The following is a 25428-nucleotide window of genomic DNA, read 5'->3' as shown; positions in this document are numbered from 1 at the left end:
GGAAGCGAATCAGAGATCTTTTTCAAGTCCTGCATTAAAAAATCGCCTGCTGTGTTTCCTTATCAAAGATGTGTCCCTTATTCATATCCAATGCAAGGGTCACGTTTGAACCCGACTTGATATCCGAACGAGCATCCACACGCGCTGTAAGGGATTGGCCGTTCACGTTCAGATACAAGTACTCTTCCGCCCCCAGCATTTCCACTACTTCGACCTCAGCCCGCAAGGTAGCGTTGGAATATGTTTCGAGATACACCGGTTCATCATGGAGATTTTCGGGACGGATTCCGAATACAACTTCTTTGCCTACTACACCCTTATCACGCAGCAGCCCATAACGTCCTTCCGGAATCAAAATAGTAATCCCTTCGGCACGGAAGTAGATCGAACCGCCTTCTTCCACCAGCTTCCCGTTCAAGAAATTCATGGCAGGCGAACCGATGAAGGAAGCCACGAACATGTTGGTCGGATGGTTGTACAATTCAACCGGTGTACCTACCTGCTGAATCACGCCGTCTTTCATTACTACAATCCGATCACCCATAGTCATCGCTTCTGTCTGGTCGTGTGTAACATAGATCACGGTAGTTTTCAAACGCTTATGCAGCTTGGCAATCTCGGTTCTCATCTGAACACGGAGTTTCGCATCCAGGTTCGACAACGGTTCGTCCATCAAGAATACCTGCGGTTCGCGTACAATAGCGCGTCCCAAAGCAACCCGCTGACGCTGACCGCCGGACAATGCTTTTGGTTTGCGGTCCAACAAATGTTCAATGTCGAGAATCTTTGCCGCTTCCCGGACACGACGATCAATTTCCTGCTTTGGAACTTTCCGCAGCTTCAGACCAAAAGAGATATTATCATATACATTCATATGAGGATACAAAGCATAGTTTTGGAAAACCATCGCGATATCGCGATCTTTCGGGTGAACATCATTCACAACACGCTCCCCGATCCAAAGTTCTCCGTCCGAAATTTCCTCAAGACCTGCTACCATGCGAAGAGTGGTGGATTTACCGCATCCGGAGGGACCCACCAATACAAGAAATTCTTGATCCCGAATGTCGAGATCGAAATCTTTTACCGCTACTACATCCCCGCTGTAACGTTTATATACATGCTTCAGTTGAACGCGTGCCATCAGATCTGCCCCCTCGATTTATCTTATCTTTACTATAAAAGCAAATGAGCGCCCAGCCAATTGGACGCTCTGTACGAAAAACAGGACACATTATTGTGCATTTTGTTGGTAATGGAGCATCAATGCGAGCCATATTACCACCAAATCTTCAAAACGCCGAATGTCCCTGCCTGTTAGTTCCTGAATTTTATCGAGACGGTACAGGAGAGTATTGCGATGGATGAACAGTGCCCTTGCCGTCTCTGAAATATTTTGACCATGCAGGGCAAAAGAGTGAACCGTTTCCCGAAATTCCTGAGTGAGCCCCTCTGCCTTTTCTTTCGGCAGCACCTCTTCCAAAAATGCGTTCTTTGCTTCCGGTGTGATCCCAAACAATAATTGGGCCAGTCCCAATTGACCATAAAAATAAACCTTCTGCCCGCCGCGAAATGCTGAGCCTGCAAGCAGTGCAACTTCCGCCTCCCGTTTCGCTCTTGGCAGATCCTGCAGATCCATTGCCGGGCGACCGATGGCCACTTTTCCCGATGCATAGAGTTCGCTCATCAGGGTATCCAACAATCTTGCGCATGTTTCCTTTACATCCTCAATCGTTTGCCCTTCCAGCATCGGCAGATAGAACCAGATATTCTGATCGTTTCCGATTGCTAAAGCATGCCCGTCCACATCTGACAAAATCTCTTCCAGCAGGGTCACCGGCCCTTCGCTCTCTGCGGCGTGCAGCGCCAAAACCCCAACCACTCCAGGCAGCGAAATATCCCACCCGTTAACAACTGCTTCATTCACGAATTTATGCTCTTCCCGGTGATTTTGAATCAATTGTTGAAACCACTGGGCAGCGGACGTATCGCGAGCGGAAACACCTTTTTCAATTAACAGAGTAAGAAGCTCGGCAGCTTCCCCTGACAATCGGTTCCGATCGATTACAATGTACTGCTTCTTCCCGATAGGTATCCATTGTTCAGTTTCATGCAAAAACGGTTCTTTTCCAACCGGAAAATCAGCCCATTCTTCCAAGCGTATCCGATCACCAAGAATCTGTTTCAGTTCACGGAGCCATTCCAAGAGCTGTCACCTCAATTCTAAACGCTGAGGACAAAACGGTTTAAAGCCTCCGCTACACCATCTTTTTCGTGGTGTCCTGTTACATAATCAGCAAGTTGGCGGATGGCCTCCGGGGCATTCTCCATGACAACGCCCAGCCCCGCATACTCAATCATATCCAGATCGTTATAACTGTCTCCCAGTGCGATTACCTCTTCTCGGGTAATTCCCAACCGTTGGACCAAATAATCAAGTGCCTGTCCTTTGGTTGCTTCCGGATGTGTAACTTCCAGAAAATGCGGCTTTGATTTGAACACGTTCGCCCTATTCCCAACAACCGCTTTTACCTCATGGGCAAACTCATCAAGGAAATCCGGGTCACCCGAATAAAGAACCTTGGGAGTTCCCTGCTCCGCAATCTCCATCAAGTCTGCAACTTGATAGTTCACTCCCACCAACTCTGTATAGGCGCGAACTTCCTCATTCTCTTCCTGGGTATATAAGGCGTCGTTAGAATAGGCTTGTACGTGGATACCCCGATCAAAGGCGAGCTGGATCACGGACTTTACCACACCCGGGTGCAGCAATTTCTCATATAACACTTCACCGGTCAACGCGGTTTTAATCAAAGCTCCCTGGTAAGTGATCAACGGTACGTCCAATTCCAATTGGACGGCAAAACGTTTGGCGGACGCATACATCCGCCCTGTTGCAATGGTAACGATTACACCTTTTTGAATTACTTGTCTGATCGTTTGCCGATTTCGCTCTGATATGGTCAAATCTTCCCGCAGCAGTGTATCATCCAAATCGATGGCTACCAACTTATATTGCGTCATTTGGCTTGGCTCTCCCCGTTTGTTTTTGTCTAAAAAGATTTTAAATAAATATACCGAACATTCCCCCAAAAAGAAAGATGGCCACTACCTCCCTAATCCACAAACAGGTTGAGGATCGATGAGATTATCGCCAATACGATTGCCCCAAGGAATGCGGCCAAAAAACCTTCGACTGCAAATCCCGGCGAAAACCAGTCAACCACCTTGAGCATCATTGCATTCACCAACAAACCAAAAATACCTAATGTCAAAATGTTCACGGGCAAAGTCAACAGTTTTACAACCGGCTTAATCGTTACGTTGACCAACCCGAGTACAAGGGCAGCCCATAACGCGGCAAATACACCGTCCGCCCCCGAAGCGAATGAAATCCCGTCAAATAACCACGCTACTGTCATCAGAGCCAAAGCATTCAACAACAGTCTTGTTACAAACCCCATAGATACAACCTCCTATTGTTCGGAAGGTATAATAAACAACATAATGATATAAACCACGAGACCGGGAAACGCAGCAGTCAGCAGGGACAGGAGTACATAAACCACCCGGATGACCGTGGCATCCACGCCCAAATAGTCAGCAATTCCGCCGCACACACCGGCAATCATTGAATTTTTACGAGAACGAAATAATTTTTTCATTTAGGATCTCCCTTCTTCTCTCTACCATTGTATACGATTTCGAAAGCAAACAGTTTCATCATTTACTTAATTAGACGTCGGGAGTATCAGAATTCCCTGCAAACTCCTGAGAATTGGTTATTCTTCTTACGTCTTGTGCCGCTTCCATCAATAATCTTTGTCCATACAATAAATCATCTTGATGATAAAGGAGGAAAAAAATATGTTGAAGCAACGTCGCCGTCGTATTGTCTTGGAACCTGGCCAAAGCGTATTGGTTATCTGCCGCCGTCGCCGTCGTCGCCCCTAATTCTCCGGTTCTCCTGAAAGAAGGAGAGCGCACCGAAAAAATGCCACCATGAACAATCATGGTGGCATCCAATTTTTGATAGTGGCGATGCAATCCGGGAATCAGCTTACGAAACAGCGGCTCCCGCCTTGACTTTAGTTTTCTCTTTCTTGGCTTTTGTGCGTTGTTTATCCCGTTCCAGGATCGGTCCAAGGAACGCACCGGTATGCGAAGCTTCTGCTTTCGCAATCTGTTCCGGAGTACCCGTCGCTACAATCGTACCGCCCTTATCCCCGCCTTCAGGCCCCAAATCAATCAAATAATCGGCTGTCTTGATGACATCCAGATTGTGTTCGATGACCAGGACGGTATCCCCGGCGTCTACAAGACGCTGCAGAACTTGCAGCAAACGTTCGATATCGGCAATATGCAAACCTGTTGTCGGTTCATCAAGGATATACATGGTCCGGCCATTACTGCGCCGATGGAGCTCTGATGCAAGCTTCACACGTTGGGCCTCTCCGCCGGACAGCGTGGTTGCCGGCTGCCCCAACCGGATATACCCGAGACCGACATCGTATAAGGTTTGCAGTCGGCGTTGGATACGTGGTACATTTTTAAAGAATTCAAGCGCGTCCTCCACCGTCATATCGAGTACATCGGCAATGTTCTTGTTTTTATATTTTACTTCCAACGTCTCTCGATTATAGCGGCGTCCTTTGCAGATTTCACAGGGAACGTACACATCCGGCAGAAAGTGCATCTCAATCTTAATAATACCGTCCCCGCGACACGCCTCGCAGCGACCGCCTTTTACGTTGAATGAAAAACGGCCTTTTTTGTATCCGCGAATTTTTGCCTCATTGGTTGTTGCAAACACATCACGGATATCATCAAAAACACCCGTATAAGTTGCAGGGTTGGAACGCGGGGTCCGTCCGATCGGAGATTGGTCGATATCGATCACCTTGTCAAGATGTTCCAAACCGCATATTTTCTTGTGCGAGCCCGGCTTGGTACGCGCTCCGTTCAGATTTTGAGCCAGTGCTTTATGCAAAATCTCATTCACTAACGTAGATTTGCCCGATCCGGAGACACCGGTGACACAAGTGAACAGTCCGAGCGGAAACTTGACATTAATATTTTTCAGATTATTCTCATTGGCACCTTCGACCTCGATCCACTTCCCGTTGGGTTTGCGCCGCTTAGCCGGAATGGGAATCATCTTTTTCCCCGACAAATACTGACCTGTCAGCGAATTCTCATCTTCCATGACCTGCTGCGGCGTGCCCTGAGAGACAATTCTACCTCCATGAACCCCCGCTCCCGGACCAATATCGATGATATAATCGGAAGCTAACATCGTATCTTCATCATGTTCGACCACGATTAATGTATTGCCCAGATCCCGCATATGCTCCAACGTTCGAATCAACCGCGCGTTGTCTCTTTGGTGAAGTCCGATTGACGGCTCGTCAAGGACATAGAGAACCCCGGTTAAAGCGGATCCAATTTGAGTGGCAAGTCGAATCCGCTGTGCTTCCCCTCCCGAGAGAGTACCTGCAGCACGACTCAGATTCAGGTAATCCAAACCTACATTTCGCAGAAATCCAAGACGGGCCTTAATTTCCTTCAGAATCAAACGGGCAATTGCTTCTTCTTTTTCTGTCAGCCGCAGGTTTTCAAAGTAATCCAACGCTTCGTTCACAGATAAGCGAGTCACCTGAGAAATATTGCGATCGTTAATTCGAACAGAAAGCACTTCCGGTTTTAAGCGATCTCCGTTACAGTTGGGACAAGGCTTAGCACTCATGTATTCTTCAATAAATTCACGCACATAATCGGAAGCCGTTTCCCTGTATCGTCTCTCCAGATTCGGAATCAAACCTTCAAAGACAACTTCGGCCACTTTTGTTTGACCAAAGTCATTCTCATAGTGAAAACGAATTTTCTCGTTGGGAGCACCGTATAACAGTTTTTCGAACTTCTCTTTCGGAATCTGATCGATCGGAACGTTCATCTTGATTCCAAAATGCTTACAGGCGGATGCCAACAACTGCGGATAATAATTCGACGCTGTTCCGGCCCACGGAACAAGAGCACCTTCAGCCAATGTCTTGCCCCGGTCGGGAATCACAAGATCCGGGTCGACTTCCATGTTGGTCCCCAACCCCGAACAGGTTTCACACGCACCGTAAGGAGAGTTGAAAGAGAACATGCGGGGGCTTAGTTCTTCAACGGAGAACCCGCATTCCGGACACCCCAGATTTTGTGAAAAAATCATCTCTTCCCCATCCACAACGCCTACAATCACAGTGCCGCCGGACAGGTTTAAGGCAGTCTCCAAGGAGTCTGCCAATCGGGCTGCAACGTCATCTTTCACAACAATCCGGTCTACAACCGCTTCGATCGTATGCTTTTTGTTTTTCTCCAAGGAGATCTGCTCCGACAAGTCGCGGATCTCTCCGTCTACACGAACGCGAACAAATCCTTGTTTGCCAATGTCCTCAAGCAATTTGCTGTGCTCACCTTTGCGCCCGCGTACCAATGGAGCAAAGATTTGAATTTTGCTTCGTTCGGGCAGCTCAAGAATCCGGTCAACCATTTGTTCTACCGTTTGAGACGAAATCGGAATATTACAGTTCGGACAAAATGGTTGTCCGACTCGTGCAAACAAAAGTCGCAAATAGTCATAAATTTCCGTAACCGTCCCTACTGTGGAACGAGGATTGCGGCTAGTTGTTTTCTGATCGATGGAAATAGCGGGTGAAAGCCCGTCGATTGAATCCACATCCGGTTTATCCATTTGTCCGAGAAATTGCCGGGCATAAGCTGACAAGGACTCGACATAACGCCGCTGACCTTCTGCATAGATGGTGTCAAACGCCAACGACGATTTCCCGGATCCGCTTAACCCTGTTAAAACAACGAGCTTATCCCTCGGAATTTGCACATCAATATTTTTCAGGTTGTGTGCTCGTGCACCTTTCACGACAATATATTCCTGTGCCATAGACTTCTCCTTTTCTGCACGTTTCTACATTTCCCGGGAAAAGAGTCGAACGTGGACGAGTCATTGTCGAATTCCCCGCGAATTTTTGGTATCCTGCTGTTTGATTCCCACAATTACGAGGCTGACAGCTCAAGAATAATATCCCTCAGTTCAGCAGCCCGTTCGAACTGGAGAGCTTTCGCCGCCTCTTTCATTTCCTTCTCAAGCGTCTTGATCAGCTGCTCACGATCCTTCTTCGACATCTTGTCGACGCTCTTCTTCACATTGTACTCTGTTTTCGATTCGGCTGCCTTCGTTGCTTCAATCACCTCGCGCACCGCTTTACGAACTGTCTGCGGGGTAATTCCATTCTGTTTGTTGTACTCTTGTTGAATCGAACGTCGCCGATTCGTTTCATCGATAGCGATCCGCATCGACTTCGTGATCGTATCCGCATACATGATGACTTGACCGTGGGCATTGCGCGCAGCCCGACCAATAGTCTGAATCAGGGAACGCTCCGCCCGCAGGAATCCTTCTTTGTCAGCATCTAGGATTGCCACCAGCGATACTTCAGGCAGGTCCAACCCTTCACGTAATAAGTTGATCCCGATTAGAACATCGAATACTCCGGTCCGCAAATCACGAAGGATCATCATCCGTTCCAGTGTTTTGATGTCTGAATGGAGGTATCGTACTTTAATACCCAAATCTTTGAAGTAATCGGTCAGATCCTCCGCCATTTTCTTCGTTAACGTAGTGACCAATACACGTTCATCACGCTTGATTCGTTTATTGATTTCTCCCACAAGGTCATCGATTTGACCTTTGATCGGGCGAACCTCAATCTGCGGGTCCACAAGACCTGTAGGACGGATGATCTGTTCGACAACCTGTTCCGCATGTTCCAATTCATACGGTCCCGGGGTCGCGGATACATGAATTACTTGACTGATTCGCTGTTCAAACTCTTCAAATTTGAGCGGTCTGTTATCCGCTGCGGAAGGCAGCCGAAAACCATGCTCGATCAGAGTCAGTTTCCGACTGCGATCCCCGTTATACATTCCGCCGATTTGCGGAACACCGACGTGTGATTCATCAATGATCAACAAGTAATCTTTCGGGAAGTAATCGAGCAGGGTATGTGGAGCCGAGCCCGGAGGACGCCCTTCCAAGTGGCGGGAGTAGTTTTCAATTCCGGAACAGAAACCGATTTCCGCCATCATCTCCAAATCATAGTTTGTACGCTGTTCCAGACGCTGGGCTTCCAGCAGTTTCCCCGCTTCGCGTAGTTCCGCAAGCCGCTCTTCCAATTCCGCCCGGATGCTGGCAATCGCCCGCTGCATCTTGTCACTTGAGGTGACGAAGTGAGAGGCCGGAAAAATCGCGATATGCTGCCGTGTTCCTACGATTTCCCCAGTGACTACATCGATCTCTGTGATTCGATCAATTTCATCGCCGAACAACTCCACACGAAATGCTTTTTCGCTTCGGGATGCGGGAAAAATCTCCAACACGTCTCCCCGAACACGAAAAGTTCCGCGAATAAAATTAATGTCGTTTCTCTCGTATTGCATCTCGACAAGTTTACGCAGGATGTCGTTTCGTGGTTTTTCCATCCCAACACGAAGTGACAGCACATGCGCTGCGTATTCGACAGGGTTCCCCAAACCGTAAATGGAAGAAACGGAACCTACCACGATCACGTCATTTCGTTCCAACAGGGAACTGGTCGCTGAATGACGCAGCTTGTCAATCTCATCATTAATCTTGGCATCTTTCTCGATATACGTATCGGAGGACGGGATATAGGCCTCCGGTTGGTAATAATCGTAGTACGAAACAAAGTATTCGACCGCATTGTTCGGAAAAAACTCCTTAAACTCGGCAGCCAATTGTGCGGCCAAAGTTTTGTTGGGTGCAAGAACAAGGGTCGGTTTGTTCACTTTCGCGATCACATTTGCCATTGTAAATGTCTTGCCTGAACCGGTTACCCCCAGCAGCACTTGCTGTCTTTTTCCGGCTTGCAGTCCTTTGACAAGCGAATCGATTGCTGTCGGTTGATCGCCCCGCGGCGCGTATTCGGACTTCAACTCAAAAACGCCTTTCCGTTCGGCCATTTTCCCCACCCTTTCCATAACAATTATTATACTCGATCACGTCAACAAGGTAACATAACATTTTCGCTTAGTAACCATTCGTAACTCCGACCGAACACGAACTTTTGTTCTATTGTATCGAACCCTCACTTCAAAATCCAGCGGATGGAAAGAATTTTTCCATAATCAAATCGACAAAAAAAGAAAGACACACAAAGATTTTGTGTGCCGGTCGTAATCCGGATCTGTCAATTCCCTGTATTCCGAAGAATGATCACATTCACCCGCCGGTTGGCAGCACGCCCCTCAGGCGTGTCATTCCCCGTAACCGGAACATATTCTCCGTACCCGGTTGCAGACATTAATTCAGGCTTTACTTCCTGGCTTTGGAAGTAATACAGCACATTGAGTGCCCTCTCGGCTGAAAGGTCAAAGTTGGAACGGAACTGGGAATTGCGGATCGGTATGTTGTCCGTGTGCCCTTCAATTGAAATCTTATTTGGCAGTTCCTTTAAAAAAGGAGCGAGCCCGCCGAGGATTTTTTCGGCATCCGGTTTCAAAGCGGCAGAACCGGTATCATACAAGGCGACGTCCCGCAGGGTGATTTGAACACCTTTCGTGTTCAACTCGACCAGGATTTTGTCACTCAAACCGTTTTGCCGGATGTGCTGTTGGAGTTTTTCCTCGGCATTCTTTAAGCGTTGGTTTTCTTCCGCCATTTTCTTGCTGGCTTCCAATATTTCTTTATCAATTGATTTTCCCGATTCGTTCGGCTCACCGTTCGGTCTTTCAAACTTTGTTTGCATAACTCCGGTTGAGCCGTTATAGAAAGATTGATTCAACGAAACGGCAAGCTGTTCATACTTGGTGATATCGATCTTCGACATCGAATACAACACCACGAAAAATATCATCAGGAGAGTGATCAGATCCGCATATGTCAACAGCCAACGCTCATGGTTTTCATGTGCGCCCCCGTGATTGTTACGCCGTCTCGACATCCGCTTCGCCTACCTCTCGCCCTGCTGCTCTAGCATCTTTTTCACGGTTGGTGGGCGCCAGGAACACTTTTAATTTCTGCCCGAGAATGTTCGGATTCTCACCGGCTTGAATGGACAAGATCCCTTCGATCATCAATTCCCGCACCAGCACTTCCTGTTTGCTGCGAATTTTCAATTTGTTGGCAATTGGCAAATAGGCCACGTTTGCGGAAGCTACACCATACAATGTAGCAATAAAGGCAACTGCAATGGATGGCCCCAACTTGCTGGCATCTTCCAGGTTGCCAAGAACGTGGACCAATCCCATAACGGTTCCGATAATTCCCATTGTCGGAGCAAAACCTCCCGCCTGTTCAAAGATGGCGGCCCCTTTTGAATGGCGGTCTTCGATAAACGAGAGTTCTGTTTCCATGATGCTGCGGACCAACTCGGGATCGACTCCGTCAACAACCAGGCGGACTCCGTTTTTGAAAAATTCGTCCTCATAGGTCTCAATTTTCTCTTCAAGCGCAAGAATCCCTTCCCGTCGTGCAATTGTGGCCAAGGATACTAGCTCATCGATAACTTCCAACGGGTCCCGGGATTTGTGAAAAAAAGCGATTTTCAAAATTTTTGGCAGTTGTTTCAACTGTTCCATCGGCGTAGCGACCATTATAGCTCCTGCCGTACCACCAAATACGATCATCAGAGCGGTCACTTCAAATAGCGCGGACGCGTGACCCCCTTCCAAAATGAAGGCTCCTACCAAAAAACCGATTCCGAGGATCAAGCCAAGGACTGTTGTGATATCCATCTATGTTTCCTCCTGTTGCAACAACTTCAGTAGTTTTCTTTTGCTGGTGAATTTCGGTTGCGACCGCTTAGTGTACTCCAAAGTCTCTTCCAGATTGGAATCGACTCAAGTCGGATATATTCCTTCGCGGAGTCATCCGGAACCAATATCAACCCCAGTCCGTGATGTTCCCCCGAGTATCTGGGTTTTCCCACAAACCGGATCTCCCCTTGTTCATCCATTACTTCCAACTTGATAAATGCCGAATTCCGATTCATTGCAAAATGCAAATCAAACGGTGAATTGACCGGCATTCCATTTGCTTTCGTAATTGTATCTCCGGACTTAAGCTCCATACTTTCCGCCGGGCTTCCGGGGAGTACCGCCAGAATTCGGAGACCCTGGAGCGGTTTCACGAAGAGAGGCCGCCGCAGTTTTTCATCGGCCAACTCCCATTTAACCAGAAATTCATGAGCAATCGGAGAAAATAACGCAGCCACCCATAAGAGTGGAGGTGCGTATTTGGCTCCAAGGACGGATATAAGCAGAAGTACGATCGCATACAGTGCCAAATATTTCGCCGTTCGCGCCGCTTTTTCTGCAGGATGGCGAGAAAGCGTCACCCCGGAATATCCGAGTACGGCAGGAATCGGAACCACTTGCAAACCGTGTACCCCGACAACAGGCAATATCGCCCACCACGGAGGGGGTTCCAAACCTCCCGTCCCGGTAACTGCCACGGCCGCCAACGGAAGAACCCAAAACTTCTGAAGGATAAACCCTCCGATCAAACGTCCCCTTTTGCTCTGCACAAAGACAGGTGACACTCCTTCTTTCCCCTGCAGAAGCACCAAAATCGCTTCTATCAAATGCAGAATGGCAACCAGCGTCAACAAATGAGGAACCGATAAAGCCCGGAAGTCCTCGTAGATCTGCCCCATCCAAGGCCAACCGATCGAATACTCGGGCAGTGCATTTAACAGCAGCGAGACAAACGACAGGATTCCGCCCGCATAAGCGAAACAGATAAACCTGACATTGAAAATTGCCAATGCCACCGCCAACACCCAGACATAGATAAAGTCGGTCGGGTTGAGAACAACGCCGATTGCAGATACGAGAAGAGTGGTCAACAGTCCGCCCAAAAGTCCATATCCGACAGATAGAATCGTTTGTCTTTCTGCGGATGTTACACGAACACCGAACAATTGGCGTTCCAGTGAAACTTGTCTGCGATATTGCAGATACATCAAGAGGATGGCCACATAGAAAAACGGAGTGAGTGGAATCTCCAGAAATCCGCGCCCCAACTCAAGCAAAAAAGGTACAGCCTGCAAGCACCATTCCCCCTTAAAACAAAAAACCCCCTGAGGACATTACGCCCTCAAGGGAATATTCGACGGAATACCGTATATTACCTGCTACTTTATCATGGAACGAATAACAGAAATCGCTTTTTCAAGCTGGGCATCATTGGTTTTCTTTTTTTCGCTGATCGCTTCCATCAACTTTAAGGTAGTTTCCCCTTCTGCAACACCCGTAACAGGCAACCCGTTCACCCGCTGGAATGTTTTGACCGCTTCTTCCGTTTGCGTACTAAAATATCCATCGTCACGTCCCGGAACAAGTCCAACTCCAATCAGCATTTGCTGCAGAGTTTTCACGGCTGATCCGGTCATATCCCGCTTGAGCGCGGTTTCCGGATTGAGTGCCGTCAGCTTGAAGTAAGCCGGCTGTGCAACCGAATAGTCAGGCTCTACCCCTTTTTTGTGGATCCAATTGCCTTTTGGAGTCAGCCATTTCGCCATCGTATACTTGAAGTTCGACCCGTCATCGAAAGCCTTGCTTTGCTGCACGGTTCCTTTACCGAAGGTCTTTTCACCAACGAGCGGATAGCCGCCGGATTCCTTGAGTGCTCCTGCCAGAATCTCCGATGCGCTTGCCGAACCACCGTTAATCAGGCACACAACCGGATATTTCGCATTTTCAAGCTTGGATCGGAATACCTCTTTTTGTCCGTTTCGGTATTCAACCTGAAGGATAATTCCTTTATTCGGAATCAACAGATTGCTGATTTCGTTGACTGCTTCCAGAAAACCGCCCGGGTTGTCCCGCACATCGATGATTAACCCTTTCATGCCCTGGGCTTCAAGCTTTTTCAGCTCTTCCTCAAAACGCTTTGCCGTATTCTCCGAGAAGGAGGTAATCTGGATTTTGCCAATCCCATTTCCCAAATTCTCGCCGTAAACAGTCTCGAGAGGAATTTCATCGCGAACCACGCTCACATGCATGATATCGCTCGATCCGGGACGGGTGATTTCCAATTCGGCCTTGCTCCCCTTCTTGCCGCGAATCAAAAGAACCGCCTGGTTAATCTCCATTCCGTCCAACGTTTGCCCGTTCACTTTGCGAATTTGATCCCCTGCCCGCAAACCCGCCTTTTCGGCAGGCGAACCTTTTATCGGAGAGGAGATTGTCACACGGCCGTTGATTGATTCAATTGTCGCACCGATTCCCTCAAAAGAAGAGGACAAAGACATATGAAATTGATCTGCGGTTTCCTTATCCATATAGGTGGAATAAGGATCATCCAAGGCTTGGATCATGCCTGAAATAGCGCCGTCAAGAAGCTTTTGATCGTCAATTTGCCGGTAATACTTCCCCCGAATCGTCTGATAGGCTTCATTAAATTTGGCAAAATTGGCCGCCTGCTCCCCGGACCCCAAACGGGGCATCTCCTTCGCAAGAGGTGAACCGCCCATTTTCCATTGAAGAAACCCGTACGTCGAAGTGCTTCCAAGAAAGAGCGCTGCCACGAGCAGTAATGCAAGGGTGCGTTTTCGTATTTGCATGGATTCACCACCTTTGTTATGTCTCATTGCGAGTATATGAGACAAGTCTGGAGTCTATTACTTGGTACATAGATTGACTGGATCTAGATCCTCAGGAATTTGCGAACTGAGAATACCGAACCGAAGACGCCGATCAAAGCCCCGATCAACAACAACGATCCGCCGACTTCAAAAATCAGAGCTTGCAGCGGCAGCAATGGAATAAATGTATTCGCAAAGTTGTCCAAAGCATACGTATAGATAACCGTAATCAACCCGACAGGAATCAGAGCGCCGATCGCTCCCATCAACAGGCCTTCAACGAAAAATGGCCAACGGATAAACCAGTTTGTGGCACCTACTAGCTTCATGATTTCAATTTCCCGGCGACGGGAATAGATTGTAATCTTAATCGTGTTTGAAATCAAGAACACGGCTGTAAGCGCCAAGCCGACAATCAATGCGCCGCCGATCCAGCGGATCACATCCATCACACCAAACAGTTTTTCAACCACTTCCCGTCCGTCTTTGACTTTCTCGACATATGGGAACGTGCGGATCCGATCGGCCAATTCCAGCGTTTGACGAGGATTGTCAGCCTTGACGATAAATTTGTCGGGAAACGGGTTCTCCATTTCGAGTCCTGTGAAGAGATCCCGGTGCTCCTTATATTTTTGCACCATCTGTTTCACAGCGTCTTCTTTCGACACAAACTCGACGGATTTGACCCCGGCGAGCGATTTCAAGCGATTTTCAATCTGACTGATATCGCTTCGGGAAGTTCCTTCAATCATAAATACGTCCATCTGGACCTGTTCTTCCACGTCTTTCGTAATTTGCTGCAGGTTCATGGCAAGCGTGAGGAACACCCCCAGAATCATCAACGACACCACTACCGATCCTACAGCCGCAAATGTCATCCATCCGTTCCGTCCAATATTCTTCAGACCTTCACGGATATGACGAATCAACGTTCTAATCTTCATATCCGTATGCCCCCTGTCGTTCGTCACGTACGATTTTACCGCCTTCAACAGCGATCACTCTGCGCTTCATGGTGTTTACGATCTCTTTGTTATGAGTCGCCATAACGATCGTTGTTCCCTGATCGTTGATCTTGCTGAATAGCTGCATAATGTCCCACGATGTCTCGGGATCCAAATTCCCTGTCGGCTCGTCCGCAATAATAACAGCCGGATGATTTACCAGCGCCCGGGCCACCGCCACCCGCTGCTGTTCTCCTCCGGATAACTGGTTCGGAAATTGATTCAGTTTATCGCCCAGTCCTACCAGTTCCATAACCTCTTTTACACGCTGTTTGATTTTTCTCCTGGGAGCTTCGATTACTTCCATTGCAAACGCCACATTCTCGGCGGCGGTTAACTGCGGGAGGAGTTTAAAGTCTTGGAACACTACACCGATTTGCCGACGCATCAATGGAATCTTTCTTTCTTTCAGGCGCTCCACGTTGAACCCATTGACAAAAATCGTCCCTTTTGTAGGTTTCACTTCGCGGTACATCAATTTGATAAACGTGGATTTCCCCGCTCCGCTGGGCCCTACCACATATACAAATTCCCCGCGGTCAATTTTCACATTAATCCCGTTTAACGCCGAGACGCCATTCGGATAAATTTTCCACACGTCGTGCATTTCAATCATCGCTATTATCCACATCCTCTGTCAGTATTCGCTGATGGCGCTTACCCAGCCCCATAACGACCCTGTGCAATCCCGTTCCGGCCCCTGCCAATCTTTTTCTTTTTTCGACAGCTTTCATGCAAAATCCTGTCTCCTTATTGAATTATACAGGACTTTTCCCTCTTGCTGGCGAGGTATTGTTTGGCAGGACTATGAAAAATCTAGTAAACTTAAATTAGAGAGGAGCGATCAGCATGTATTTGGTAGGGTTTTATTCCCCGAAAGAAAAGGCCGGAGTAACAGAGACGGCACTGTTAGTCGCCAATTGGTTAAGACAAAACACATCACTCTCTATCGCCTTTGTCTCAAACGGTATCCTGGAAAAAGAACCGATTACGAAAGAAACGGTGCATAAATTTGCAGAATTGTCTTTCGATGAACAAAAGCAGAAAATAAAAGAATTGAAATCGGCTTTTGATATTGTCGTATACGATGCCTCGAGCGGACTTTCGGCAGACATCCTGAAGCTGTTACCGATGGCCGACCGTTTATTTATACTCGGGGAGGACGATTCCCGCTTTTCCGAAACGCTGCACCACGTGATCAAGTTTAATAGACTGTTTGACAGAAAGAGCCGGGATTTGGTGAACGAACTGCATAACGATGAAACCTATGTGCTGGAACACGACAACCATATGATCGGCTTTGCCAAACCGAAGCAAAACATTGATGATGTCGGCAAACTCATTTACCGGGATTATTCCATTTACTTCTTGCACCGCAATTATATTGACAAATATCAGGAGCTTGTAGCCAAGTTTAAGGAAATGCCGAAGGAGCAGCTGGGAAAAGGGGCTTATCAGTTAGGCATCAATTTTGACAAGGCCATTCTGTTCCAGAAGTATGTGCAGTTACGCGAGGTATGCGGCCAACCTTATGAGGAAGCAATCGAATCGATCGTGCCGATTTTCATCAAATATGATTACGGAACGATTCTGCAGCAGTTTCAAAGCGAGGTCTATATCGCCCAGATTGGCTTTGGGCTGAATCGGTAGGCACTGAGTATAAAAACTACCAGTCTTGTCCATTCTTCTAGTAAACGAATTGACTGGGAGGGGATTCAGATGCAATTGGTGGTTTTGTGCACAGTGTGTAATGAGCCTTGGTTTGTTCCGTCCGAATTTGAATCGATCATGTTGGAGTCGCACGGAATGATTTGTAAAACATGCAGTCAGTACTCAGGGTTTCCCCATCGCTTAAAAGAGGATATCAAAAAAGCTGCTGCCGAATCATCCCTGCGAAAATCGTCCGAACTGTAGAAAAACCCAACCAAAAACGCCTCTCCTTAAACTAAGGAAAGGCGTTTCTTTTTGTTTACCTGACGGTTAAGCCTTGGGCTCCCATTCTTCCTTTTCCAATGCGGCTTCCACCCAATTCCCCAAATCTGACGTGAGACTTTTCGCTTTCGCAAGCGCCTGTTTAACCCGCTCACTGCCGGTTCCGCCATGGACATTCCGTGCATCCACAACCGTCTGAATATCGATCACATGATACACATCCTGTTCAAAAAGCGGACTGTGCTCCTTGTATTCCTCTACTGTCAAATCGGCCAGGAACTTGCCGTTGGAGATACAATACAGTACGAGCTTTCCGATCACCTCATGCGCCTGACGGAACGGCAGCCCTTTGCGAACAAGATAGTCAGCCAGGTCAGTGGCATTTGAGAAGTCTTCTTTCACGACTTGAGCCAACCGTTCTTTGCGGACTTCCATGGTCCGGATCATGTCAGCAAAAAGGGCCAATGAACCTTTCAGAGTCTCCACCGTATCAAACATGCCCTCTTTGTCTTCCTGCAGATCCTTGTTATAAGCAAGCGGCAGGCTCTTGAGCACCGTTAACAGACCGAACAGATTGCCATAGACCCGGCCCGATTTTCCGCGGACCAATTCGGCAACATCCGGATTCTTCTTCTGAGGCATGATCGACGAACCTGTACAATAGGCATCGTCCAGTTCCACGAAACCGAATTCGGTGGAAGACCAAAGTACCAGTTCTTCACAAAAACGGGACAGGTGCATCATGAGAATCGAAGCGTGGCTGAGAAATTCCAAAATGAAATCGCGGTCACTTACCGCATCCATCGAGTTGTCGTAGATACGCGAGAAACCGAGTTCTTTCGCAACCAGTTCACGGTCAATCGGGAACGTCGTACCCGCTAAGGCACCCGCCCCTAGCGGCAGAATGTCAATTCGCTTCAATGCATCCTCCAAACGTTCCGCATCCCGCGAGAACATGCCCACATAGGCCAGCAAATGATGGGCAAACAAAACCGGTTGTGCACGCTGCAGATGAGTATACCCCGGTATGATCACGTCGAAATGCTTGTCCGCCGAGTCTACAAGAGCCTGCATTACGTCAACCAACAGGGCGATAATCTGCTTGGTCTCGCGGCGCAAATACAGGTGCATATCGGTTGCCACCTGATCGTTTCGCGAACGTCCTGTGTGAAGCTTGCCTCCGACCGGACCAATCCGTTCAATCAGGTATTTCTCAATATTCATATGGATGTCTTCATTTTCAACCGCATAAGTGAGCTTGCCCGCTTTCACATCTTCCAGAATCGAGAGCAATCCCTCACGGATCTTATCTGCATCTTCCTGCGGGATAATGCCGCATGCGCCTAACATTTTTACATGAGCCAGCGAGCCCCGGATATCATCAACGGCCAATTTTTGATCGAAAGTGATGGAAGCCGTAAACTCTTCCACCAGCTTGTCTGTTGGTTTTGTAAAACGTCCGCCCCATAGTTTTGACATTTCAGTACTTCCTTTCTCACTGTGTCCCTTAATCGCTTTGCCCACTAAGTCAGAATTAGGTGCGCTGCTGAAATAAGAGACTGACAAGGTCTTATTTCCCGATTTTCAGGGTTAATTTGCAAAATAAAGGACTATAAGGGTCTTATTTGATGTTTTTCGGACCCTAATCCGCTTCCACACGGTGAAATAACACCTGCAAAAGGAGCTATTTAGAAAACACCACAAAAAAACGCAGGAATAAGACCTCCAAAAGGTCTTATTCCGAACATGCCTTACAAACTTGCTCCTCGTTCCCCGTCGGAGACGTCTTATTTGTCCGTGTTCTGCTGCACACCAGATGCCACTTTCAGACGCAGCGCGTTCAGACGAATAAAACCGGTCGCGTCAGATTGATTGTACGCCTGCGTTGGGTCAGCTTCCATCGTCGCGATATTCGGATTGTACAAGCTCACCGGACTCTTCACCCCGGCACCAATTACGTTCCCTTTGTACAGTTTCACTCGAACCGTGCCGGTCACATTTTTCTGACTCTCGGTGACCAGTGCCTGCAGCGCCAGCCGTTCCGGTGCGAACCAAAAGCCGTTGTAAACAAGCGTGCTGTAACGGGGAATGAGCGAATCGCGCAGCTGCATCACTTCGCGGTCCATCGTGATCGACTCCATTTTGCGATGGGCGATAAACAGGATCGTGCCCCCCGGAGTTTCATAAACCCCGCGGCTCTTCATGCCGACAAAACGGTTCTCTACCATGTCCACGCGTCCGATCCCGTGTTTCCCACCGAGCTCGTTGAGCTTCTCCATAACCTGGAGCGGTGACATGCGCTCCCCGTTCAATCCGACGCAATTCCCCTGTTCAAAATCCAACTCTAAGTATTCCGGTTGATCCGGTGCTTCCTCAGGCGAAACGCTAAGCACATACATGTCTTTGCTTTCCACACTGCTCGCGTCAAACCAAGGGTCTTCCAAAATGCCGCTCTCAAAGCTGATATGGAGCAGATTGCGGTCCATGGAATAGGGCTTCGACGCAGTTGCCTGCACCTGAATCCCGTGCTTCTCCGCATACGCGATCATTTCCGCTCTGCCCGGGAATTGTTGGCGAAACCCCTCGACCCTCCACGGAGCGATCACTTCCAATTCCGGAGCCAAAGCTGCCGCTGTAAGCTCGAATCTCACCTGGTCGTTCCCTTTTCCAGTTGCGCCATGCGCAATCGCAGTTGCCCCTTCAGCTCGAGCAATTTCAACCATCCGCTTGGCGATCAGCGGACGGGCAATGCTCGTGCCGAGCAAGTACTGTCCTTCGTAAAGCGCCCCGGCTTGGAACATCGGGTAAATAAAGTCCCGTGCGAACTCGTCGCGCAAATCGTCGATGTACACTTTGCTCGCACCCGTACGCAGCGCCTTTTCTTCGAGCCCTTCCAGTTCCTCCTTTTGCCCGATATCTGCCGTAAAGGCGACAATCTCGGCATCATAAGTCTCTTTCAGCCAGGTTAAAATAACGGACGTATCCAATCCGCCGGAATACGCCAACACAATTTTCTGCTTCGCCATCCGTTCTCGCTCCATTCAATTGAAAATCATTTCGACTCTGTTCAACACCTGAATAATTATCTATGAAAACATTTTGACATTCAAGCGGCTACCCAAGGGTAGCGGCGAGAATCGCCTTTTGCACATGCAGCCGGTTTTCCGCCTCATCGAAAATCACCGAATGCGGGCCATCGATAATCTCGGCCGTCACTTCCTCACCCCGATGTGCAGGCAGGCAGTGCATAAACAGATAATCAGGCTTCGCATGGCTGCACAGCGCCTCGTTCACCTGGTAATCAGCGAACTTCTGCACCCTCTCTTCCTGTTCCGCTTCCTGGCCCATACTCGCCCACACATCCGTATACACGAGATCTGCGCCCTGTACCGCTTCCACAGGATCGTTTGTGAATACCAGTTCCGTCCCGTATTCCTTGGCAAATTTCTTGGTTTGTTCCACAACCGCAGGATCGCACTCATATCCGGTCGGTGTTGCCACGCGCATATTCAAACCGAACTTCGGAGCCGCCTGAATCCAGGAGTTAGCCATATTATTTCCATCTCCCACGTACGCGACCGTGAGACCTTGCAATTTGCCTTTGTACTCTTTCAAGGTCAAGATGTCGGCCAGCACTTGGCAGGGATGATGCAGATCCGTTAACGCGTTAATGACGGGAATATCCGCATGTTCAGCCAACTCGACGACATCATCATGGCCGAATGTCCGAATCATAATCCCATCCACATACCGGGACATCACTCTTGCCGTATCGGAGATTGGTTCCCCACGGCCGATCTGGGTATCACTGCCCGACAGAAAAAGCGCATGACCGCCTAATTGAAACATCCCCACTTCAAATGAGACTCGAGTCCGCGTCGATGCCTTGGTAAAGAACATACCAAGCGTTTTTCCGAGAAGCGGCTGATACATCTCGCCTTTCTTTTGTTTTTCTTTAATCGTCTCCGCCAGATTCAACAAGTATTCCAACTCGGCTGGAGTATAATCCGCAAAATCGATGAAATCCCGACCTTTCAGCCGATTCAATTGCCAATCCCGAACCATAGGAACTGATTTTGCCATTCCTCTCTACCTCCCCGAAACACCCCACAAAGTGACGTGAAGCGTTACAGCTGCACCGAGTACTTTGTGGGGGCCCCGTATTATTATTAAAGCTATTTCCCTGGCCTTAATTAACGAGCGACCACCGGTGCCAATGGCTTCGGTGTCACCTCAGCCCGTTCTTCCAAAACCATTAACAGGGCACTTGCCGTATCGAGTGATGTAAGACAAGGCACTCTCGTCTCTACGCTGTATCTTCTTAACCAGAACCCCAACCGTTCCGGATCCTGCCCTTTCGTAGGGATATTCAACACGAGTTGAATCGCCCCCGACTTCAACAGTTGCTCAATCGCCTCTTGGCTCTTCTCGACGGGAGTTACCCCCTGCACGCGGTTCTGCTCTAGAATACTCGCTGTTTGCAGTGTCGCGTAAAGCTCGAAGCCGAGTTGTGCATAACGTTTTAACAATGGAACGGCAGCCGCCTTCTCACGCTCTGTAATTGAGCAGAACAATCCGCCAGGCTTTAATCCGATACCCATTCCAGCAAAGGCGCTGGCGGCTGCGGCTGCATAATCGTCCCCGATGCCAAGCACTTCACCGGTCGATTTCATTTCAGGACCGAGATGAATATCAAAGCCGGTAATCTTCGCGAACGAAAAGACTGGTGCTTTTACCACCACATAGGACTGATTTGCGGCAAGACCCGTTCCGTATCCGCATTCTGTCAACCTCTGTCCCTGCTGCACCCGAACAGACAGATCGATCAGCGGAATTCCGGTCACCTTCGAGATGATCGGAACTGTCCGTGAAGCCCGCGGATTGACTTCCAGCACGTACACTCGCCCTTCGTAGATCACGAACTGAATATTAATCAAACCGATCACCGGCAAATTCCGGGCGATTTTTTGCGTATAGTCGACGATCGTTGCAATCTCCGCTTCCGAAAGGGTTTGCGGCGGATAAACGGCCATCGAATCGCCCGAGTGGACACCCGCCCGCTCGATGTGCTCAAAGATCCCCGGAATCAAGATGTTCTCTCCGTCACACACCGCGTCGACTTCCACTTCTTTTCCTGCGAGATACGCATCGATCAGAACCGGATGTTCGGGATTCACATCAACAGCCAAGCGCATATAGTCGCGCAGTTCCTCTTCGTTATGAACCACAGCCATTGCTCGCCCGCCAATCACATAAGAGGGGCGAACAATCACCGGGTACCCGATTTTTCCTGCCACCTCAACAGCGCCTTCGACATCGTAGGCAGTTCCGCCTTCACTCTGCGGAATGCCCTGTTCCAGCAGGAACCGGCGAAACTCGTCGCGATCCTCCGCCCGATCGATAGCTGCCAGCGGCGTACCCGCAATCTTCACATTGGTTCCAACTAACGCTTTTTCCAGCTTCTCGGCAAGGTTGATGGCTGTTTGCCCGCCGTACTGGATGAACACCTGCTCGACGCCTTCTTTTTCAATCACCGACAGCACATCTTCCAGCGTCAAAGGTTCGAAATACAATCGATCCGCCGTGTCAAAATCGGTCGATACCGTCTCCGGATTGTTATTGATAATAATCGTTTCATAGCCCTGCCGTTTTAACGCCCACACCGCGTGCACCGAGCAATAGTCAAACTCGATTCCCTGCCCGATACGGATCGGTCCGGACCCGATTACAAGCGCCTTCTTCCGGGAAGACGGCTGTACTTCATCTTGAGATCTGTAGGTCGAATAATAATAAGGAGTGGCCGACTCAAATTCGGCTGCACAAGTATCAACTAAGAGATAAGACGGTACAATTCCGTCTGCCAACCGGGCTGCCCGCACATCCTGGTTTGTAACTCCTGTCAGGTAAGCGATCCGGTCATCCGAGAAACCAAGTTTTTTGGCCTCCAGTAACAGCTCTTCCGGCAAATTCCCGGAACCTGCTGCCGACAGTTCGTTCTCGAAACGGATCAACTTTGCCAACTTCCCTATGAAAAATCGGTCAATGCCTGATAGATTGCAAATCTGCTCTTGCGACCAGCCGCGGCGCAAGGCTTCTGCTGCAACAAACAAACGGCGGTCGTCCGGTTCCTTTCCGAGGATCCGTTCCATTTCCGAATCGGACAACCCGGACACGCCTTTTAATTCAAGGCCGTCGAGACCGATATCCAGGGATCGCAGCGCTTTTTGTAATGCCCCTTCAAATGAACGCTCCAGCGACATCACTTCTCCCGTCGCCTTCATCTGAGTACCGAGTGTGCGATCGGCTGTCGGGAACTTGTCAAACGGCCAGCGCGGGATTTTCACCACTACATAATCGAGAGCCGGTTCAAAAGATGCATACGTCTTGCCTGTCACCGGATTCAGGATTTCATCCAGGCGCTTGCCCGCTGCGATCTTGGCAGCCATCTTGGCAATCGGATATCCGGTCGCTTTGGAAGCCAACGCGGATGAACGGGATACACGCGGGTTCACTTCAATCACACAATACTCGCGGCTTGTGGGATGAAGCGCAAACTGGACATTGCATCCGCCTTCGATTTTCAAAGCCCGAATGATATCTACCGCAGCCGTCCGCAGCATCTGATATTCCTGATCGGTCAGCGTTTGCGAAGGAGCCACCACGATGCTGTCCCCTGTATGAACGCCAACCGGGTCAATATTTTCCATATTGCAAATGGTAATGCAGGTGTCTGCAGCATCCCGCATCACTTCATACTCAATTTCTTTCCAGCCCTTGATGCTTTGCTCAACCAGGATTTGACTGATCGGGCTTTGTTTCAGACCGCGGGTTGCGATCGTCTTGAATTCTTCCATTGTTTCAGCGATGCCGCCGCCCGTTCCGCCTAAGGTGTAGGCAGGTCGGATAATCACCGGAAGTCCGATTTTTTCAACGAACGCCAAACCTTCCTCCAACGATTCCACAACCTTTGAATCCGGAATCGGCTGCTTGATCGAGTCCATCAAGTCTTTAAACAACTGGCGATCTTCGGCTTGCTTGATTGATTCGAGTGATGTTCCGAGCAGCTTCACTCCATACTTTTCCAGAACCCCTGCCTCATCCAGTTCAACCGCCATGTTGAGTCCGGTCTGACCGCCAAGTGTCGCCAGAAGTCCGTCAGGACGTTCTTTCTCAATGATTCTTTCGAGAACCTCAACATTTAAAGGTTCAATATAAACAACATCCGCCACATCCAGATCGGTCATAATCGTCGCAGGATTGGAATTCACAAGGATTACGCGGTATCCTTCCTCACGCAGGGCTTTACAGGCTTGCGTGCCGGCATAGTCAAATTCTGCAGCCTGCCCGATTACGATCGGACCTGAACCGATGACAAGAATCGTCTCTTCTGTTGTGGGACTAAGTTGCGTAGACAAGATGCCGCCCCTCCCGTTCCGCCATATGCTGCATAAATGTTTCAAACAACAGTTCCGAATCACGCGGTCCGGGACAGGCTTCCGGGTGGAACTGCACGGAAAAAACCGGCAGTCCTTTCACACGAACCCCTTCAATAGTCCCGTCATTTACGTTGATATGAGTTACTTCCAATTCATCCGGAATCTGCCCGTCAAGTACCGCATACCCGTGATTCTGGGAAGTAATCCAGATCCGTCCGCTGGCCAACTCCTTCACCGGATGATTGGAACCGCGGTGACCAAACAGCATCTTGCCCGTTTTTGCACCAAATGCCAGGGACAACAGCTGATGGCCTAAACAGATCCCCATCAACGGATACGTTTCCGCCAGTTTCCGAATCGTTGGCAGCACGTCCGCACAGTCCATTGGATCGCCAGGTCCGTTCGACAATAGAATTCCATCGGGATTCAGACTCTGAATGGTTTCAAATGAAGTTCTCGCCGGCACCACCGTAACTTTACATCCCAAGTTGACTACCGACTGAACGATATTTGACTTCACCCCAAAGTCCACTACCACAACATGATAGTTTCCGTTTGTCGAAGCCGGATACATGGCAGGGGTTGTAACGTGATCTACATGCCCCTTCATTGTCTCCGGGAACTCCAGTTGTCCCACCTGAATGGGCTCATTCTCCACATCAGGAAGAATCCAGCCTTTCATCGCACCTTTATCGCGAATGATTCGAACGATCGTCCTTGTATCGACACCTGTCAGTCCGACGACGCCTTGTTCTGCCAAATAATCGGATAAGGTTTGATTGCTTTGCCAATGACTCGGTTCGTCACAAGCTTCAGCCGTCACAAAGCCGGACAGCCAAGCTTTGCGGGATTCGAAATCCTCCGGATTGATCCCGTAATTGCCAATTAGAGGATATGTCATCACGACGATTTGTCCTGCATAGGAAGGATCGGTTAAGATCTCCTGATATCCTGTCATCCCTGTATGAAACACGACTTCCCCGAACCCTCGTGTCAATCGGCCAATCATAGTTCCCGTAAAAATTTGTCCGTTCTCGAGGACCAAACGACCTTTCACAGCATCTCCCGAAGACGCTGTACCCCTGCCGAAATTTGAACCCTTTGGGTGAGTCATTCTGGTTCCCTCCCCCTCTATATTTACTCTATCTATTGTATATAGATGCATGTTCTCGAATTATTATACGTTCCGATGAATAAATTTGCAATGGTTTTTTAGATCTTACCGTTTAAAGGGGCAGGGCGAACCAATCCGACTCCTTCTGCATAAAGTAAAGTAAAATATCGGGTTACCGCTCCATCCCACTCGGAGGTGTATAGACAAAGGGAAAGGAGCGTTCATATAGATGCTCTTGCATAAAGAGCAAGAAGTCTGAGGCCCCGCGGGCC

22 protein-coding genes are annotated in these 25428 nt (G+C 48.9%); 2 read left to right on the top strand and 20 right to left on the bottom strand.

Annotated features, from left to right (window positions below; all coding sequences use genetic code 11):
- Nucleotides 1–34: 34 nt before the first annotated feature.
- The 15 genes from ACFO8Q_RS13215 to ACFO8Q_RS13145 all read right to left on the bottom strand — a co-directional run bounded on the left by ACFO8Q_RS13215 (nt 35) and on the right by ACFO8Q_RS13145 (nt 15408).
- A complete protein-coding gene (locus ACFO8Q_RS13215) occupies nt 35–1144 on the bottom strand; it encodes an ABC transporter ATP-binding protein (RefSeq protein ID WP_380026283.1) in 1110 nt (369 codons plus the stop codon).
- A gap of 90 nt (nt 1145–1234) precedes the next feature.
- Nucleotides 1235–2206 (bottom strand): PucR family transcriptional regulator, encoded by a 972-nt coding sequence (locus ACFO8Q_RS13210; protein ID WP_380026282.1) that lies wholly within the window; start codon nt 2204–2206, stop codon nt 1235–1237.
- A 17-nt stretch (nt 2207–2223) separates the two neighbouring features.
- The gene (locus ACFO8Q_RS13205; RefSeq protein ID WP_380026281.1) at nt 2224–3024 is read right to left on the bottom strand and encodes a Cof-type HAD-IIB family hydrolase; all 801 of its coding nucleotides are present in this window, start codon (nt 3022–3024) and stop codon (nt 2224–2226) included.
- 92 nt (nt 3025–3116) lie between these two features.
- Nucleotides 3117–3464, bottom strand: a complete 348-nt coding sequence (locus ACFO8Q_RS13200) for a phage holin family protein (protein WP_380026280.1) — start codon at nt 3462–3464, stop codon at nt 3117–3119.
- Between the two features lie 12 nt (nt 3465–3476).
- Entirely contained in the window at nt 3477–3665 is a 189-nt protein-coding gene (locus ACFO8Q_RS13195) for a PspC domain-containing protein (protein ID WP_380026279.1), read from the bottom strand.
- Nucleotides 3666–3735: 70 nt separating this feature from the next.
- Complete coding sequence (locus ACFO8Q_RS13190; RefSeq protein WP_380026278.1) at nt 3736–4047, bottom strand: hypothetical protein; 312 nt, start codon at nt 4045–4047, stop codon at nt 3736–3738.
- A 13-nt stretch (nt 4048–4060) separates the two neighbouring features.
- Entirely contained in the window at nt 4061–6946 is a 2886-nt protein-coding gene (gene uvrA, locus ACFO8Q_RS13185; RefSeq protein WP_380026277.1) for an excinuclease ABC subunit UvrA, read from the bottom strand.
- Between the two features lie 113 nt (nt 6947–7059).
- On the bottom strand, nt 7060–9045 hold the full coding sequence (uvrB, locus tag ACFO8Q_RS13180; protein WP_380026276.1) for an excinuclease ABC subunit UvrB: 1986 nt from the start codon (nt 9043–9045) through the stop codon (nt 7060–7062).
- A gap of 227 nt (nt 9046–9272) precedes the next feature.
- On the bottom strand, nt 9273–10025 hold the full coding sequence (locus tag ACFO8Q_RS13175) for a flagellar motor protein MotB (RefSeq protein WP_380026275.1): 753 nt from the start codon (nt 10023–10025) through the stop codon (nt 9273–9275).
- Nucleotides 10009–10818 (bottom strand): flagellar motor protein, encoded by an 810-nt coding sequence (locus ACFO8Q_RS13170; RefSeq protein WP_380026274.1) that lies wholly within the window; start codon nt 10816–10818, stop codon nt 10009–10011. The genes ACFO8Q_RS13175 and ACFO8Q_RS13170 overlap by 17 nt, the downstream gene beginning before the upstream one ends.
- A gap of 26 nt (nt 10819–10844) precedes the next feature.
- Nucleotides 10845–12134, bottom strand: coding sequence for a serine protease (locus ACFO8Q_RS13165; RefSeq protein WP_380026273.1), 1290 nt, complete (start codon nt 12132–12134; stop codon nt 10845–10847).
- 84 nt (nt 12135–12218) lie between these two features.
- Nucleotides 12219–13649, bottom strand: a complete 1431-nt coding sequence (locus ACFO8Q_RS13160) for a S41 family peptidase (protein WP_380026272.1) — start codon at nt 13647–13649, stop codon at nt 12219–12221.
- 83 nt (nt 13650–13732) lie between these two features.
- Nucleotides 13733–14614 carry a permease-like cell division protein FtsX gene (gene ftsX, locus ACFO8Q_RS13155; protein ID WP_380026271.1) on the bottom strand — a complete coding sequence of 294 codons (882 nt, stop codon included), beginning with the start codon at nt 14612–14614 and terminating at the stop codon, nt 13733–13735.
- Nucleotides 14604–15290, bottom strand: a complete 687-nt coding sequence (gene ftsE / locus ACFO8Q_RS13150; protein ID WP_380026270.1) for a cell division ATP-binding protein FtsE — start codon at nt 15288–15290, stop codon at nt 14604–14606. Before ftsE ends, ftsX begins: the two co-directional genes overlap by 11 nt.
- Nucleotides 15283–15408: a hypothetical protein gene (locus tag ACFO8Q_RS13145; RefSeq protein WP_380026269.1), complete on the bottom strand. Its 126-nt coding sequence runs from the start codon at nt 15406–15408 to the stop codon at nt 15283–15285. The genes ftsE and ACFO8Q_RS13145 overlap by 8 nt, the downstream gene beginning before the upstream one ends.
- A gap of 115 nt (nt 15409–15523) precedes the next feature.
- Between ACFO8Q_RS13145 and ACFO8Q_RS13140 the strand changes: the two genes are divergently transcribed.
- Complete coding sequence (locus ACFO8Q_RS13140; RefSeq protein WP_380026268.1) at nt 15524–16324, top strand: hypothetical protein; 801 nt, start codon at nt 15524–15526, stop codon at nt 16322–16324.
- A gap of 69 nt (nt 16325–16393) precedes the next feature.
- Nucleotides 16394–16588 carry a hypothetical protein gene (locus ACFO8Q_RS13135; protein WP_380026267.1) on the top strand — a complete coding sequence of 65 codons (195 nt, stop codon included), beginning with the start codon at nt 16394–16396 and terminating at the stop codon, nt 16586–16588.
- A gap of 66 nt (nt 16589–16654) precedes the next feature.
- Here the strand turns inward: ACFO8Q_RS13135 and argH are convergent, their stop codons facing one another.
- The 5 genes from argH to ACFO8Q_RS13110 all read right to left on the bottom strand — a co-directional run bounded on the left by argH (nt 16655) and on the right by ACFO8Q_RS13110 (nt 25099).
- The gene (argH, locus tag ACFO8Q_RS13130) at nt 16655–18085 is read right to left on the bottom strand and encodes an argininosuccinate lyase (RefSeq protein WP_380026266.1); all 1431 of its coding nucleotides are present in this window, start codon (nt 18083–18085) and stop codon (nt 16655–16657) included.
- Nucleotides 18086–18393: 308 nt separating this feature from the next.
- Nucleotides 18394–19632 carry an argininosuccinate synthase gene (locus ACFO8Q_RS13125; protein ID WP_380026265.1) on the bottom strand — a complete coding sequence of 413 codons (1239 nt, stop codon included), beginning with the start codon at nt 19630–19632 and terminating at the stop codon, nt 18394–18396.
- Nucleotides 19633–19720: 88 nt separating this feature from the next.
- The gene (gene argF, locus ACFO8Q_RS13120; RefSeq protein ID WP_380026264.1) at nt 19721–20689 is read right to left on the bottom strand and encodes an ornithine carbamoyltransferase; all 969 of its coding nucleotides are present in this window, start codon (nt 20687–20689) and stop codon (nt 19721–19723) included.
- Nucleotides 20690–20799: 110 nt separating this feature from the next.
- The gene (carB, locus tag ACFO8Q_RS13115) at nt 20800–24021 is read right to left on the bottom strand and encodes a carbamoyl-phosphate synthase (glutamine-hydrolyzing) large subunit (RefSeq protein ID WP_380026263.1); all 3222 of its coding nucleotides are present in this window, start codon (nt 24019–24021) and stop codon (nt 20800–20802) included.
- The gene (locus ACFO8Q_RS13110; RefSeq protein WP_380026345.1) at nt 24005–25099 is read right to left on the bottom strand and encodes a carbamoyl phosphate synthase small subunit; all 1095 of its coding nucleotides are present in this window, start codon (nt 25097–25099) and stop codon (nt 24005–24007) included. The genes carB and ACFO8Q_RS13110 overlap by 17 nt, the downstream gene beginning before the upstream one ends.
- Nucleotides 25100–25428 lie beyond the last annotated feature (329 nt).

It is taken from the genome of Effusibacillus consociatus, assembly GCF_042652925.1.
In the GTDB taxonomy this organism is placed as follows: Bacteria; Bacillota; Bacilli; order Tumebacillales; family Effusibacillaceae; genus Effusibacillus; species Effusibacillus consociatus.
The sequence above is the reverse complement of the archived record's forward strand: the minus strand, read 5'-3'. Positions and strand labels throughout refer to the sequence as shown.